This is a genomic window from Pseudomonas sp. EB271-G4-1, assembly GCF_058791355.1.
This window is the reverse complement of the sequence record NZ_JBYTEO010000106.1, coordinates 1-13,630: the sequence shown is the minus strand read 5'-3', so window position 1 is coordinate 13,630 and position 13,630 is coordinate 1. Positions and strand designations below refer to the sequence as shown.

At 57.6% G+C, this 13,630-nt stretch carries 14 protein-coding genes; 4 read left to right on the top strand and 10 right to left on the bottom strand.

Going from position 1 to position 13,630, the window contains the following annotated elements:
* Positions 1-123 precede the first annotated feature (123 nt).
* The 6 genes from flgE to AC3WWR_RS29775 form a co-directional block, all read right to left on the bottom strand.
* Entirely contained in the window at positions 124-1,473 is a 1,350-nt protein-coding gene (gene flgE / locus AC3WWR_RS29800) for a flagellar hook protein FlgE (protein WP_033044136.1), read from the bottom strand.
* Between the two features lie 32 nt (positions 1,474-1,505).
* Positions 1,506-2,228, bottom strand: coding sequence for a flagellar hook assembly protein FlgD (gene flgD / locus AC3WWR_RS29795; RefSeq protein ID WP_020800604.1), 723 nt, complete (start codon positions 2,226-2,228; stop codon positions 1,506-1,508).
* A gap of 15 nt (positions 2,229-2,243) precedes the next feature.
* Positions 2,244-2,687, bottom strand: a complete 444-nt coding sequence (flgC, locus tag AC3WWR_RS29790) for a flagellar basal body rod protein FlgC (RefSeq protein ID WP_020800603.1) — start codon at positions 2,685-2,687, stop codon at positions 2,244-2,246.
* Between the two features lie 3 nt (positions 2,688-2,690).
* On the bottom strand, positions 2,691-3,098 hold the full coding sequence (flgB, locus tag AC3WWR_RS29785) for a flagellar basal body rod protein FlgB (protein ID WP_020800602.1): 408 nt from the start codon (positions 3,096-3,098) through the stop codon (positions 2,691-2,693).
* 351 nt (positions 3,099-3,449) lie between these two features.
* Positions 3,450-4,277, bottom strand: a complete 828-nt coding sequence (gene cheR, locus AC3WWR_RS29780; RefSeq protein ID WP_033040711.1) for a protein-glutamate O-methyltransferase CheR — start codon at positions 4,275-4,277, stop codon at positions 3,450-3,452.
* Positions 4,278-4,323: 46 nt separating this feature from the next.
* Entirely contained in the window at positions 4,324-5,256 is a 933-nt protein-coding gene (locus tag AC3WWR_RS29775; protein ID WP_020801355.1) for a chemotaxis protein CheV, read from the bottom strand.
* Between the two features lie 81 nt (positions 5,257-5,337).
* Between AC3WWR_RS29775 and flgA the strand changes: the two genes are divergently transcribed.
* The 4 genes from flgA to AC3WWR_RS29755 all read left to right on the top strand — a co-directional run bounded on the left by flgA (position 5,338) and on the right by AC3WWR_RS29755 (position 7,946).
* Positions 5,338-6,099, top strand: a complete 762-nt coding sequence (flgA, locus tag AC3WWR_RS29770) for a flagellar basal body P-ring formation chaperone FlgA (protein ID WP_492599296.1) — start codon at positions 5,338-5,340, stop codon at positions 6,097-6,099.
* Positions 6,100-6,265: 166 nt separating this feature from the next.
* On the top strand, positions 6,266-6,592 hold the full coding sequence (gene flgM / locus AC3WWR_RS29765; protein ID WP_492599295.1) for a flagellar biosynthesis anti-sigma factor FlgM: 327 nt from the start codon (positions 6,266-6,268) through the stop codon (positions 6,590-6,592).
* Positions 6,593-6,640: 48 nt separating this feature from the next.
* Positions 6,641-7,108, top strand: a complete 468-nt coding sequence (locus AC3WWR_RS29760) for a flagella synthesis protein FlgN (RefSeq protein ID WP_492599294.1) — start codon at positions 6,641-6,643, stop codon at positions 7,106-7,108.
* Positions 7,109-7,199: 91 nt separating this feature from the next.
* The gene (locus AC3WWR_RS29755; protein WP_033040709.1) at positions 7,200-7,946 is read left to right on the top strand and encodes a flagellar brake protein; all 747 of its coding nucleotides are present in this window, start codon (positions 7,200-7,202) and stop codon (positions 7,944-7,946) included.
* A 64-nt stretch (positions 7,947-8,010) separates the two neighbouring features.
* On the opposite strand, the gene AC3WWR_RS29750 is transcribed toward AC3WWR_RS29755, so the two are convergent.
* The 4 genes from AC3WWR_RS29750 to AC3WWR_RS29735 all read right to left on the bottom strand — a co-directional run bounded on the left by AC3WWR_RS29750 (position 8,011) and on the right by AC3WWR_RS29735 (position 13,186).
* Positions 8,011-9,381, bottom strand: a complete 1,371-nt coding sequence (locus tag AC3WWR_RS29750) for an MFS transporter (protein ID WP_151143176.1) — start codon at positions 9,379-9,381, stop codon at positions 8,011-8,013.
* A 60-nt stretch (positions 9,382-9,441) separates the two neighbouring features.
* On the bottom strand, positions 9,442-10,683 hold the full coding sequence (locus tag AC3WWR_RS29745) for a glutamine synthetase family protein (protein WP_492599297.1): 1,242 nt from the start codon (positions 10,681-10,683) through the stop codon (positions 9,442-9,444).
* 209 nt (positions 10,684-10,892) lie between these two features.
* Positions 10,893-11,585 carry a sensor histidine kinase gene (locus AC3WWR_RS29740; protein ID WP_020801348.1) on the bottom strand — a complete coding sequence of 231 codons (693 nt, stop codon included), beginning with the start codon at positions 11,583-11,585 and terminating at the stop codon, positions 10,893-10,895.
* Positions 11,582-13,186, bottom strand: coding sequence for a tetratricopeptide repeat-containing response regulator (locus AC3WWR_RS29735; protein ID WP_020801347.1), 1,605 nt, complete (start codon positions 13,184-13,186; stop codon positions 11,582-11,584). The genes AC3WWR_RS29740 and AC3WWR_RS29735 overlap by 4 nt, the downstream gene beginning before the upstream one ends.
* Positions 13,187-13,630 lie beyond the last annotated feature (444 nt).

Genomic DNA, 13,630 nt, shown 5'->3' with positions numbered 1-13,630 from the left:
GTCCTACATTGAAAATGCGATCCCTGTAGGAGCTGACGAGCGAAGCGAGGCTGCGATCTTTTGATCAACAAAAAAGCCCCTCTTGCGAGGGGCTCCTTGTGCAGAGCTTTGAGCTATTCCACATCAGGCCATCTGAATGATGGTCTGCATGATGGTGCTCTGGGTAGAGATGGTCTTGGCGTTCGCCTGGTAATTGCTCTGCGCCTTGATCAAATCGACCAGCTCATTGGTCACGTTGACGTTGGACTCTTCCAGGGAGTTGGAGCGGATCGTACCCAGCGAGCCGGTTTCCGGCGCGTCGTAGCCCGGGATGCCCGAAGCGTAGGTTTCTTTCCAGCTGGTGCCGCCGACTGCCTGCAGGCCTTGTTCGTTGGTGAAGCTGGCCAGCGCCAGTTGGCCAATCGGCTTGGTCTGATAGTTACTGAAGTTTGCCAACAGCACACCGCTGCCGTCGATGGTCAGGTTGGTGATCTGACCCGTGGCATAACCGTTCTGCACGGGAATAGAGCGCGCGGTATCGGCGTTGAACTGAGTCGTGTTATCCATGGCAATTGTCAGGCCTGCCGGATCGGCGGCTGCACCATTGGCCGTCCAGACACCATCCTTGACTGTGCCCGGGGTCCAGTTGGTGACTTTCAGCTCATTGCTGATCACCGGAGCAGGCGTTGGAACGGTCGGAGGCACGGTGGGTGGAACCGGCGTGCTGACCGACACCAGCTTGCCCGACGTGTCGAAGGTCATGGTCGAAGCGATTGGCGGCGTCGCAGCGTCCGTCGGGTCACTGCCGTCCGGATTACGGTTATCGATCAGGGTGTAGGTATCCCAAGTGTTCGGCCCCGTCTTGACCATGTATTGATCCATGGTGTGCTGGTTGCCCTGAGTATCAAAAACCGGCGTACTGAACTGCTTGGTAAAGGTTTCCGATTTGCTAGGATCGAACTTGTTGGTTGCCACTGCCTGATCGATCACGGGAGACGTCGAGTTCAGGTTGATCGTCGACGACACCGTGGTGGTGGATTTTGGCGCCAGGTTGGAGGTGTCGATGCGCAGGTCGGTCAATACGCCGTTGACAATCTTGCCATTGTTATCAACACCATAGCCCTGCAGGCGCGAGGTGCCATCGCTGTTGGTGACGTAGCCTTCCTTGTCGACCTTGAACGTGCCCGCGCGGGTATAGGATAACGAGCCGCTGTTGTTCAGTACGAAGAAGCCTGAGCCGTTGATCCCCATGTCCAGCACGTTACCGGTGGCGCTGATGTCGCCCTGGGTAAATTGTTGGGAAACGTTGGCCAGGCGCACGCCGCTGCCGGTGACCTTGCTGCCGGTACCCAGCTTCGACGCCGAGTACACATCTTCGAATTCTGCGCGGGACGACTTGAAGCCGGTGGTTGCCACGTTGGCGATGTTGTTACCGGTGACGTCCAATTGCTTGTTGGCGGCATAGAGACCGCTAAGGCCGATGTTGAAAGACATATTCCACTCCTTTTGTGCCGCGTTAGTCGGCTCTATATACCAATGGTTTGCACTTTGGACAGGGCGACACTGCCGAGCCCGGCCAGGTTGAGCATCAACTCACCGCCGGTCTGGCTGATGGTCACGCTGTTGACCGTTGCCGGCAGATTGGTGACCAGTGCCACGGCCTTGTCATCGATGGTGGTGTTCGCCACAAAGGTATAAGTACCCGAATCAACGACCTTGCCGGCATCGTCCTTACCATCCCAGGTGAAGCTGCCAGTGCCGGCTTTCTGATCATCCAGGGTGATGGTACGGATGGTCTTGCCATCCTTGTCGGTGATTTTCACCGACACTTCAGCCACCGACTGTGGAATGACGACGGAACCGGTCATGCCCTTCGTGGTGTCGACCACGGCCTTGTCGCCCGGTGCGATGACGGAACGCCCGACCAGTGCCGAAGCCTGCAATGCCTGGGACGAGTTGTAGTTGCCAGCGATGCCGGACACGGTATCGTTGAGCGTGGTGATGCCTTCCAGGCTGCTGAACTGCGCCAGTTGTGCCACGAACTCGCCGTTGCCCTGAGGCTCCAGCGGGTTCTGGTTTTTCAGCTGGGTCACCAGTAATTGCAGGAACGCATCCTTGCCCAGGGCCTTCTTGCCCGTGGCACTGCTGGCCGCCGATGTGAGGCTGTCGGAATTGGTATTGGTCTTGATCGACGAGTTGGCCAGGATGTCGTTGAGGCTCAGACCACTGGTGGTATCGGTAACACTCATCTGAGTCGCCCCTTATCACTGACCGAGGGTCAGGACCTTCTGCATCATGGTTTTGGCGGTATTCATCATTTCGGCGTTGGTCTGGAACGAACGGCTCGCGGAAATCATGTCAGCCATTTCTTCCACCACGTTGACGTTCGGGTAGTAGACATAGCCCTTGGCATCGGCGGCCGGATGGTTCGGCTCGTAGCGTGCCTCAAGGTTGCTCTGGTCCTCGACCACGCCCAGTACCTGCACGCCTTGCCCGGCTGCGTCCTGGTTCTGGAACAGAGAATCGCTGCCAGCACCTTGAGCGCCCTGGAACATGGTGGCGAACACCGGGTGACGCGCACGGTAGGTCTGGTCGATGCTCGACGAGACGGTCTCGGCGTTGGCGATGTTCGAAGCCACGGTGTTCAAGCGCGTGGTCTGGGCACTCATGCCGCTACCGGCAATGTTGAAAACACTGGAGAGAGACATGACTTATTCTCCGCGCAGGGCTGACACCAGCCCTTTGAATTTGCTGTTGAGCAGGGTGAAGCTGGCCTGGAAGTTGACCGAGTTTTCTGCGTAGTTCGACTGTTCCAGCTGGGCGTCCACGGTGTTCTGGTCGATCGACGGTTGCATCGGCGTGCGGTACATCAGCGACTCGTCGCCATTGCCCAGGCCCTGGGCCTCGATGTGACGGCTGTTGGTCATGTTCAAGGCGAAGGTGCCATTCTTGGCCTTGTCGTTCTGCGCCTCGAGCACTTTCGAGAACTCCAGGTCCCGAGCCTTGTAGTTGGGGGTGTCGGCGTTGGCAATGTTGTTGGCCAGGACTTCGGCACGCTGAGCGCGGAAGCCCAATGCCTTTTCGTGAATACCGAGCGCTTTATCGAAGCTGATGCTCATGGCGGGAAACCTTCGGCTGACCTGTTTTTCGTGAGATGGTCAAAGCAAGCGTCATGCCAATTTAGAAAACCCCATAAACCGGGGCTTTGCGGGCAACGACCCATGCGGCAACGACAGAAAAGCGGCAACCGGTTTCCGCTGGATGCCGCTTTTCTGCCGCTTCCCGTGGACAACACATACCCTGTAGGAGCTGCCGCAGGCTGCGATTTTTTGATTTTGTTTTTTAAGATCAAGTCCAAAAGATCGTCCGAACGCGGCCCGAGCCTTCGGCAGCTCCTACGTGATGCAAGCGCGACAGGCATAAAAAAGGAGCCCTGTGGGCTCCCATTTTTTATGCCTGTCGCGCTTGCATCACTTCGCCTGGTAAATAATCCCCGGGCTGCATTGGACCATCTGGTAATGGTCCGGCAATCCGTTCAGCGCTTCGGAAGCACCGAGGAACAGATAACCTCCCGGCTTCAACGTGCTGTGAATGCGCAAAAGGATGTCCTTCTTCACTTCGGCGGAGAAGTAGATCAGCACATTGCGACAGAACACGATGTCGAACTTGCCAAGGCCGGCGTAGCTGTCCAGCAGGTTGAACGAGCGAAACTCGACCCTGCTCTTGATCGGCGCCTTGATGGCCCAGCGCCCCGGCCCCTTGGGGTCGAAATAACGCTGCAGCCGCTCGGGAGACAAGCCGCGACCGATGGCCAGGCTGTCGTACTCGCCGGTCTTGCAGTTGTTCAGCATGGTGCCCGACAGGTCGGTCGCAACGATCTGTACGCCCATTCTCAACTGCCCGGCATTGAACCGCTCGAACTCATCGATGGACATCGACAGCGAATACGGTTCCTGACCCGACGAGCAGGCCGCCGACCAGATCCGCAGACGCTGACCGGGGCTGGCCTTGATCGCTTCGGGCAGCACCTTGTTTTTCAAGACTTCAAACGGATAGGTATCACGAAACCACAGGGTTTCGTTGGTCGTCATTGCATCCACCACCATCTCGCGCAACCCGCTGCGCGGCTGGGTCTGAATGCGCTGGACCAGCTCACCCAGGGACTTGATGCCTTGCTGCTCCATCAGTTTGTTGAGACGGCTGGAGACTAGATATTGCTTGTTTTCACCGAGCAAAATGCCACAGGCTTTTTCCAGGAACACCCGGAACTGTTCGAAATCCAAATTACCCGTAGACAATGCTGCCGCCTCTAAAATCGTGTTGACTGCCGGGGGCCGAACGCCCCTAGCTGATGTCTGCTGCCTTGATCCGGTCGACTACCCGGGATGCCAGGTCATCAGGACGGAACTTGGCCAGGAAGTCATCGGCACCGACCTTCCTGACCATCGCCTGATTGAATACACCCGACAACGAAGTATGCAGGATGATATGAAGCTTTTGCATGCGAGGGTCGTTGCGGATCTCCGCCGTGAGGGTGTATCCGTCCATTTCCGGCATCTCGATGTCGGAAATCATCATCAGGAACTCCTCCTCTGGCCTCTTGCCCTCGTCGACCAGTTTGCGCAGGTAATCCAGCGCTTGGCGACCGTCGTTCAACGCCACCACTTCAACACCGACCGTTTGCAGGCACCGGGTGACCTGTTTGCGCGCCACTGACGAATCATCGACCGTCAGCACGCGCAAGGAGAGCGCCTTGTGCTGGGTCTCGACATCCACCACGCCAGCGGAGATCGCTTCCGGGGTCGGCGCCACTTCCGCCAGTACCTTTTCGACGTCGATGATTTCCACCAACTGGTTGTCGACCCGGGTCACCGCCGTCAGGTAGTGATCACGTCCGGTGCCCTTGGGTGGTGGATGAATCTCCTCCCAGTTCATGTTGACGATGCGTTCCACCGAGCGAACCAGGAATCCCTGGGTCTTGGTGTTGTACTCCGTGATGATCACGAAGGGGTTGTTCTTGTCCTTCAAGCCACCGGAACCGGTCGCCATCGCCAGATCAAGGATCGGAATGGTCGCCCCCCGAATATTTGCCACGCCACACACGACAGGACTGGACTTGGGCATCAGCGTCAGTTTGGGGCATTGCAGCACCTCCCGCACCTTGAACACGTTGATCCCATACAGCTGCTGGCCGTCGAGACGGAACAACAGCAACTCAAGGCGATTTTGCCCCACCAGTTGCGTGCGCTGGTTCACCGAATCCATTACACCAGCCATGCCTGACTCCTACGCCAACGCTAAGTGTTGTTGCGACGCGCCTTCTTCACTAAACGGCACGGCGCTTGCTTTTTACATGTCATGAACTCAGAACCGACATTATTCCGACGCCTGACCACCCGCTGCCGCCAATGGCTGGGGGTGTTGTCGGCTGTTTGCCTGTTCAACGCTGGCAGCCCTGCCCTTGCTGACGCGGTTACCTTGCCTGACATGCTTATCGGCGTCACCCAGGGCTTTCTTGAATTCACCGTAGAGGACTATCTGGCGACCAGTCAAACCCAGGGTCGCTATGAAATCCAGGTAAACCCGCTCGATCCGCGTCTGCGCATGCCGATGTGCGACAAGGAATTGACAGCCACGCTGGAGAGTCCGGCCAAGCCCTTGGGCCGCGTAACGGTCAAGGTTCGCTGTGAGGGAACATCCCCCTGGACAGTCTTCGTGCCCGCTCAAGTACGCCTGTTTCGCGAGGTCGTCACGACCACCCGGCCACTGCGCCGCGCCGGTATTATCGAGCCGCAGGACGTCACGCTGCGCGAGCGCGATATCAGCCTGCTTAACCAGGGGTACCTGACTGCCGTGGACCAGGCTGTCGGGCAGCGACTTACCCGACCAATGGTCAACGATCAGGTCATCAGCCTGGTGCACATCGAACAAGCGGAAGTGATACGCAAGGGCGACCAGGTAGTGATTACCGCCCGCAGTGGTACGCTCAGCGTGCGAATGCCCGGCGAGGCATTGGCCAGTGGCGGCCTGAGCGAACAGATTCGAGTCAAGAATCTCAATTCCAAACGGGTCATCAAGGCACAGGTGATCGCACCAGGCCAGGTGGAAGTGTCCATGTAGGATTTACTGTGGGTGAAGATGTGGCGCCGGCCTCGGCGGTTCCCTAAACTGTGTGCCAGGCACGGCAAGCGCTGGCGCGCGCAAGCTCATTTGATGAATGAGCCTAAAGTTTTTCAGGGAATGGCCGAAAACATGGCAAGCGTCCAAATTCCCAGAGGTTTTTAACATGGTTATCGATTTCAGCCGATTGAACAGCTCCCCGTCAGTCACGGGCAGTACACGTACCAGCGCCGCCAGGGAAACCGCCGAATCCGGCAAACCTGGCGAGCCTGCCTCCGCGGCGGAACAGGCCAGTACCGTCCAGAGCGGGGAGTCGGTACATCTGAGCAATGAGGCGCAACAGTTGCAAAAGATCTCCGATACGCTGCGTGATCAGCCTGTCGTCGACAAATCCCGCGTAGCTGAGTTGAAAGCAGCTATCGCCGATGGCAGCTATAAAGTCGACAGCAACCGTGTAGCCAGCAAACTGCTCAACTTCGAAGCCCAGCGCTAGGCCTAGGCCCGCGCCAGGCTTTTGGACGCTTAAACCCCAAGGCCAGCCATGCACGACACTAATTTACTGCAACTGATCACCGACGACCTTGCTCCAGCGCAACGCTTGCTGGAATTACTGCACACCGAATTCCTCGCCCTGCACGGCCGCGACATGCGGTTGCTGGAAGAAATCCTGGCGCGCAAGCAGGCATTGGTCATCGAACTCGATCAGCATGGCCGCAGACGCAGTGAGATTCTTGCCAGCCTCAACTTGCCAGCCAACCGCAGCGGTCTGGAGCAACTGGCCAGTCAATCGAGCATTGGTCAAGAACTGCTGGTGCAAAGTGATGCGCTGACCGACCTGTTGGCTCAATGCCACGCCGCCAACGCGGACAATGGACAATCGATCCTTGTACAGCAGGCCGCCACGGCCACCCAGCTGAGAATCCTTAACGGCGGTGACCAGCCCGCGCTCTATGACGCCAGCGGATCATTCTCCCGATTAGTGAAACCACGCCCGCTCAGTCAGGCTTGAGCCTGTCGATAAGCCCGCTCTATCAAGACGCGAAACATGATGGCAAAATGCTGCTTGCCGTAGTCAACATTTGTCTGGAGATTGATTAGCCGTGTCCAATGCCTTAAACGCGGAAGATGCTCCGCAGCCACCCAAGGTGCTCAGAACGCCCCTGGAAATCTCCGGCAATTTGCGCCAATTGCTAGACAGCCATGACCCGCTGATAATCACGTTCCACGAGCGCAGCCAGCGCTTCCAGAGCTATCTGGTGGACCTTGATCGTGAGCGCAACATGATTGCCCTGGACGAAATGATTCCCCGCGATGGCGAACGTTTCCTGCTGGCCGGCGAACCCTTCAAAGTCGAAGGTTTTCATGAAGGCGTGCGCATCGCGTGGGAAAGCAATGGCCCGCTGACCATCGACGAATCCAACGGCAGCCGTTGCTACCGTGGCACCCTGCCCGATGAAGTCGTCTACCACCAGCGCCGCAATGCATTCCGCGCTGCCTTGAAATTGGCCCAACTGGTCAACGTCAATCTGGACGGTGAAAAACTCAAGGCATCGATCAGCGGCAAGCTGCTGGACATCTCCGCCACTGGCTGCAAGTTGCGCTTTGAAGGCGATATCACCGGCAGCCTGCAACTGGGTCAGGTTTACGACCGTTTCAACGCCGATCTGCCTTTCGGCAAAATGACGGCACCGGTTGAACTGCGCTACCTGCACTTTGAAGAAAAGATCTCCACCACTTTCGCTGGCGTTCGTTTCCACAACATGAGCGGACTGGTGCAACGTCAGGTCGAGCGGTTCGTCTACCAGCTGCAACGCGAAGCGCGGCGCTTCGACAAAGACGACTTCTGAGGCAACGCTTCAAGCAAAAACGGGCAGCCCCTTGCGGTGACTGCCCGTTTTTTTTGCCTGAATGTCAGGGCCTGGCCTCGGTAAAACTCTGCTCCCTGCCAGAATCCGGTTCTTGCGGGGGAGGATCGGTTTCCGGTTCCGGTTCCGGTTCCGGACTCGGATCGGAGGGAAGTGGATTCTGCATCTGATCCTGCACCACCTGCTCGTCCACCCTTGGATCCAGCGCCGCCACAAGTGGTGAACTCGACATACTGTCTGGCATGGCGACGTGATGCAGCGGTGCGTCGTCCACCTGATGCAAATTGGTCACCGCTTTCGGACGAATTCGCCACACCAGCACCAACGCGAAGAAACTGAAGAACGCATAGAGCATCTGGCTGCCGAACAACTTCATCAGCACGCCCGCCACCAGCGGACCGATGCTGGCGCCAACGCCGTAGGTCACCAGCAACATCGCCGTCAACGATACACGTCGATCGCCCTCGACATGGTCATTGGAGAAGGCCACTGCCAACGGATACAGGCAGAACTGGACCAACGAGCAAAGGAACCCGGCAACGAACAGGACCTCCAGCGGCACCCGCTCCATGATCGCCAACGGCAAGGCAGCCAACGCCAGGCTAAACGCAAAACAGCGAATCAACAGCGCCCGGTCATAGCGATCGGACAACCATCCCAACGGCCACTGCACCAGCAACCCGGCAAAAATGCAGCTACCCATGAACAGGCCGACCTGCTCCGTGGACAGCCCTTGCTGGGAGGCGTACAGCGGTGCCAGACCGTAGAACGAGCCGACAATCAGGCCTGCGCCCAGGACGGTACTCAATGACTGTGGCACCCGCTTGATAAAGAACCGCGGCTCCATCGGTGCGGGATGCAAAGGCGCCGGGTGAATCCGTCGGGTCAGGGCCACCGGCACCAGGCAAAGCGTGAAACATAGGGCTACCAGCATCAGCAGTTCCAACCCCAGCCCCGGGTGCATGACCAGAATCAACTGACCCAGCACCAACCCCAGGTAGGAGGCGATCATGTATCCGCTGAACACCAGGCCGCGCTGCTTGGCATCGGCCTGCTCATTGAGCCAGCTCTCGATGACCATGTACTGGCACATCATGCCGAGACCGACGATCACCCGCAGGAACAACCAGGCAGGCAACCAGTCCACCAGGCCATGGCCCAGCACCGCCGCGCCGACTATCCCGGCGCAGGCCGAATAGGCTCGAATATGCCCGACCCGGGCTATCAACCGATGGCCGATCTTGCCGCCCAGCACCAGGCCGAAATAGTTGGCAGCCATCAACGCGCCGACCCACAGGCTATCGACATGATCGGCAGCCAGGCGCAAAGCCAGGTAAGTACTCAGCAGGCCCGAGCCGATCAACATCATCAGCGACGCGAAATAAAGCGCTCGAAAGGACTTCCAGATTAGGCGCAACGAGCGACTCCTTGCAGTGGGTGACGGGCTATTAAACGATAGCCCGGTGTCGACATTTCATCAGGCCTGGGCGGCCAGGACACGCCGTTCCCAGGGAGTAATTTCATCAAGGAAACTGGTCAATTCCATGGTCTTCGAAGCGACGTAGCCTTCGATGAATTCCTTGCCGAACAGTTCAATTGCCAAATGGCTACGTTTCAGACGCTCAAGCGCTGCATGCAAGGTACAGGGCAATGAAAGTTTATCCGGCACCTGGAACTCACCCTGAACCGGTTCGTCGGGCTCCAGTCGATGCTCAATGCCATACAACCCGCAGGCCAGGCTCGCTGCGATCGCCAGGTATGGGTTAGCGTCAGCTCCCGGCAATCGGTTCTCGACCCGACGAGCGACCGGCGAGCTGGCGGGGATGCGCAATCCAGCCAACCGATTGTCATGGGACCAGCAGGCATTATTCGGTGATGCAAAGGGATGGCACAAGCGCTGATACGAATTCACGTTGGGTGCAAACAGCGCGGTTAAATCCGCCATGCCGGCTTGCTGCCCCCCTATGAAATGGCGAAAGGCAGCAGTCGGTTGACCGGTTTCGTCACTGAAGACATTGCGCCCCGTACCGATCTCTATGATGCTCTGGTGAATGTGCATCGAACTGCCTGGCGTGTGCGCCAATGGCTTGGCCATGCAAACCACGATCAGGCCGTGCTTGAGCGCGACTTCCTTGAGTAAATGCTTGAACAGGAATGTCTGGTCTGCCAGCAGCAAAGGATCGCCGTGCAGCAAGTTGATTTCGAACTGACTGATGCCCATCTCGTGCATGAAGGTATCGCGCGGCAAGCCCAGCGCAGCCATGCACTCATAGACCTCGCGAAAGAACGGCCGCAGGCCGTTGTTGGAGCTGACACTGAACGCCGAGTGACCTTCCTCGCGTCGACCGTCCAAGCCAGTCGGCGGCAGGAAGGGCTGGGTCGAATCGGTATTGGGAGCGAAGACAAAAAACTCAAGTTCAGTCGCCACCACCGGTGCAAGGCCCACCGCCGCGTAACGCGCGATGACCGCCTTGAGCTGGCCGCGGGTCGACAGACTGGAGCTTTCGCCCGACAATTCATCCGCATCACAGATGGCCAATGCCCGAGGTTGCTGGCTCCAGGGCAAGCGGTGGATCTGCGCCGGATCAGGGACGAGCGCGAGGTCGCCGTCATCGCAACCGTAAAAGCGTGCCGGCGGATATCCGCCCATGATGCATTGCAGCATCACTCCCCGCGCCATCTGCAAACGACGTCCTTCGAGGAAGCCCTCGGCAGTCATCACCTTGCCTCGGGGCACGCCATTCAAATCCGGTGTAACGCATTCGATCTCATCAATGCCCGTCAATCGCTGCGCGAGTGAACCCAGGCCATCGGTTGTCATGACGCAATCCTTGTTTTTATACGAGCCGCGAGCGGCAACTCGTACAAAATAGGCTCCGCGTGTTCAGAATATCAAGCAGGATTCTCAAATATGTAGGCCCCGAGGGTTCAAGGAAGATAGAGCCTGAAGACGCCCCCACCCAAAGGACCGCCATTGCTGATTTCCGTGCGCCCGCCTACGCCGTTACGTTGATGCAGTGCCGCAATCCGACCGGCGAAGTACAGTCCCAGGCCGGTGCTGCCGGTGCTGTGGTTGATGCCCTGCACATACTCGGCCTGGTGCTCGATCATTTGCGCAGGATAGCCTTCACCATCGTCATTGATGGTCAAGACCAACTGCCCGGCTTCGTCGCTGGCACTGATCAACACTGCGTGACGGGCATAACGGATCGCGTTGTTGATGCTATTGGCCAGTACCGAAGCGATCAGCTCTCGATCAAAGAAACCCAACGGACTCAAGGGATCGACTTCAAACGTGGCGGCAATACCGCGGCTGGCGAACACGTCTTGATGACACGCCAATTGCGCTTCGATGAAGTCGTCCAGTTCGTGGTAGGCCGGTTGCAGGGGCATCTGGTTGACGCCCAGTTTGTACAGGCCCAGCAACTGCACCAGCATGCCATTGAGGTGCGCGAACTCGAACTCGATCACACCCAGCGAAGGAGTGTGCCGGGCAGACGCCGGCAAGCTCGCCAGGCATTGGCTGTGGGCCTGCATCAGCGTGGCCAACGAGTTCTTCATGTCGTGTACGGTGGACGCAATCACCGTCGAGAAATCCAGTGCCTGTTGGTGTTCGTTCATTCGCCAAATGCCTTGTTCTTGAGCTTCGTATAACGCGCAAAACGCGAGTCGGTGTCCGGCATCAAGCCGACCATTTTCAGGCAGGCCCGGCATTCCTCCAGTTCCTCTGAGGGGACATTGGTATCGGTGCCATGCAGCAACGCCTGTGCGAGGTTCAACGCGATGCTGATGTTCTTGGGCTGCAGCGCCAGGGCTTTGCGGAAAATTCCTCGGGCCTGCACCAAGTCACCAGTCTTGTACACGCGCACGCCCTGCCGATTGAGATCGGCTGCAACGTTGCCGGAGTTGAGGATGCTCGGATCATCAGTCAACTTGGCGATGCCCTTCATGACCGCAGGATCGTCGCCGTAAATCTCTGCGCAGTTTTTCAACATCGAAGCGCCCGCATTGGCCTGACCCAGCATCTGTAATTGCTTGGCTACCAACAGCGCCGCTTCGGCACTCATGAACTGCTCCATGCCATCGAGCCGCATGATGGCTTGCTCAGTCAGCTTTTCCGCCGTTTCAGCGTCGTTTAGCAGCAGACTGGTCGCCTTCATCAACCGCGCCCTGATTTGCAGACCGGGATCGGACGGGTTCTCCTTTGCCACCGCACTCAGGGTCGTGTTGATTTCCAGACGAGTGCGGGTATCAAGGCCTTTTTCACTGCCCTTGCTGATCAAGGCATGAGCCAGTCCGAGGTTGCTTTCCGCATCCTTGAAGCGTGACTGGGCACCTTGGGCAACAGCCTGGCGGTAAGCTTTGGACGCCGTGTCAAAATCTTCATTGGTCATTGCCAATTTTCCCAATTGCGCTTGTCTGCGCACCGCCAGTGGCGACAAGCGAATCGCCTCTTCAAGAACGCGTTGAGCGGCCTTGGTATCGCCTTCGGCAATCAGCACCTCTGCCATGCCATCGTAGAGCGCCGGCATCATCGGAAACACTTTCAGCGCTTTTTCGTAGACAGCTTTTGCCTGGGTGACCTGGCCCCGCTTGAACAACAACTTGCCTAGTCCGGCAAATGCCCATGGCAAGGGTCGATCGGCGATGATGCCGTCGTAGAGACGCTCCAGTACCTCGTTCTGATTGAGGTCACGCAGAGCATCAGCGCGGTAGCGCAAGCACAACGGCGAATAGCGGATGTCCTGTTTGCACAAGGCTATGCAGGCATTGAGCACTTCCACCGGCTTTCCACGGTCGAGGGCCTGCAATATCGGCTTGAGCAACGTCTTGCGCTGTACCAGTCGCTCCAGGCGTTGAGCCAGACCGGATCGGTTGAAGGGTTTGGTCAGGTAAGCATCAGGCTCGTGCTCCAGGGCGCTGAGCACCATGGCCTGGCTGGTTTCAGCGGTAACCATCACGAATACACTTTCATGACTGATCAGCTTGTCGATCATCAGGTCTTCGAGCACCTGCTGACCGTTCTTCTTGCCATCGCCCAAATGGAAATCCTGGAGGATGAAATCGTAGGATTTCTGCGAACACATCTTCAGCGCCTGTTCGCCAGTGTCGGCCGTGTCCACATCCTTGACACCCAACTCCCGCAGCATCGACCTTACCGAACTGCGGAAATCCGAAAAATCGTCGACGATCAGAAAACTCTTTTGGTGATACGACAGCATCGAAGATTTCCAGGCAATTTAAGAAGAAGAACCGAGAGGCGAATGCACGAACAAGATCAGCTTCACTGCCCTTTACGGCGCGCAGATGATAGCGGTTAGCCATTAGTCATCAAGGGGTTTTTCTCGAAACCTGATGACTGTTGAAGCTGTGAGATGTAAAGCTCGCTACGACCTAAAGGTTATCGGCCGGCAGTAGCATTCTCTTGAAGAGAGGGGAGTGGAATTGAGCGGTTTCATTGTAGGAGCGAGCATGCTCCGGGCGGCGTTTCGACGGTGGGCGTTAACGATAAGGCTGGGGCCTGATATTCCGTGGCGCTCTCCGGTTCTTCGCGAGCATGCTCGCTCCTACAGGGGGAAAATCGGGCACAAAGACAAAACCCCTACCTGCATGCGCAGATAGGGGTTTTGGAATTTAATCTTGACGATGACCTACTCTCACATGGG

Coding starts and splice junctions, on each gene's coding strand:
- AC3WWR_RS29745 (WP_492599297.1), bottom strand. CDS start 10,683: ATGACTGCCGAGGGCTTCCTCGAAGGACGTCGTTTGCAGATGGCGCGG.
- flgM (WP_492599295.1), top strand. CDS start 6,266: ATGGTTATCGATTTCAGCCGATTGAACAGCTCCCCGTCAGTCACGGGC.
- AC3WWR_RS29775 (WP_020801355.1), bottom strand. CDS start 5,256: ATGGCTGGTGTAATGGATTCGGTGAACCAGCGCACGCAACTGGTGGGG.
- AC3WWR_RS29760 (WP_492599294.1), top strand. CDS start 6,641: ATGCACGACACTAATTTACTGCAACTGATCACCGACGACCTTGCTCCA.
- AC3WWR_RS29740 (WP_020801348.1), bottom strand. CDS start 11,585: ATGAACGAACACCAACAGGCACTGGATTTCTCGACGGTGATTGCGTCC.
- AC3WWR_RS29735 (WP_020801347.1), bottom strand. CDS start 13,186: ATGCTGTCGTATCACCAAAAGAGTTTTCTGATCGTCGACGATTTTTCG.
- flgE (WP_033044136.1), bottom strand. CDS start 1,473: ATGTCTTTCAACATCGGCCTTAGCGGTCTCTATGCCGCCAACAAGCAA.
- flgC (WP_020800603.1), bottom strand. CDS start 2,687: ATGTCTCTCTCCAGTGTTTTCAACATTGCCGGTAGCGGCATGAGTGCC.
- flgD (WP_020800604.1), bottom strand. CDS start 2,228: ATGAGTGTTACCGATACCACCAGTGGTCTGAGCCTCAACGACATCCTG.
- flgA (WP_492599296.1), top strand. CDS start 5,338: ATGAACTCAGAACCGACATTATTCCGACGCCTGACCACCCGCTGCCGC.
- flgB (WP_020800602.1), bottom strand. CDS start 3,098: ATGAGCATCAGCTTCGATAAAGCGCTCGGTATTCACGAAAAGGCATTG.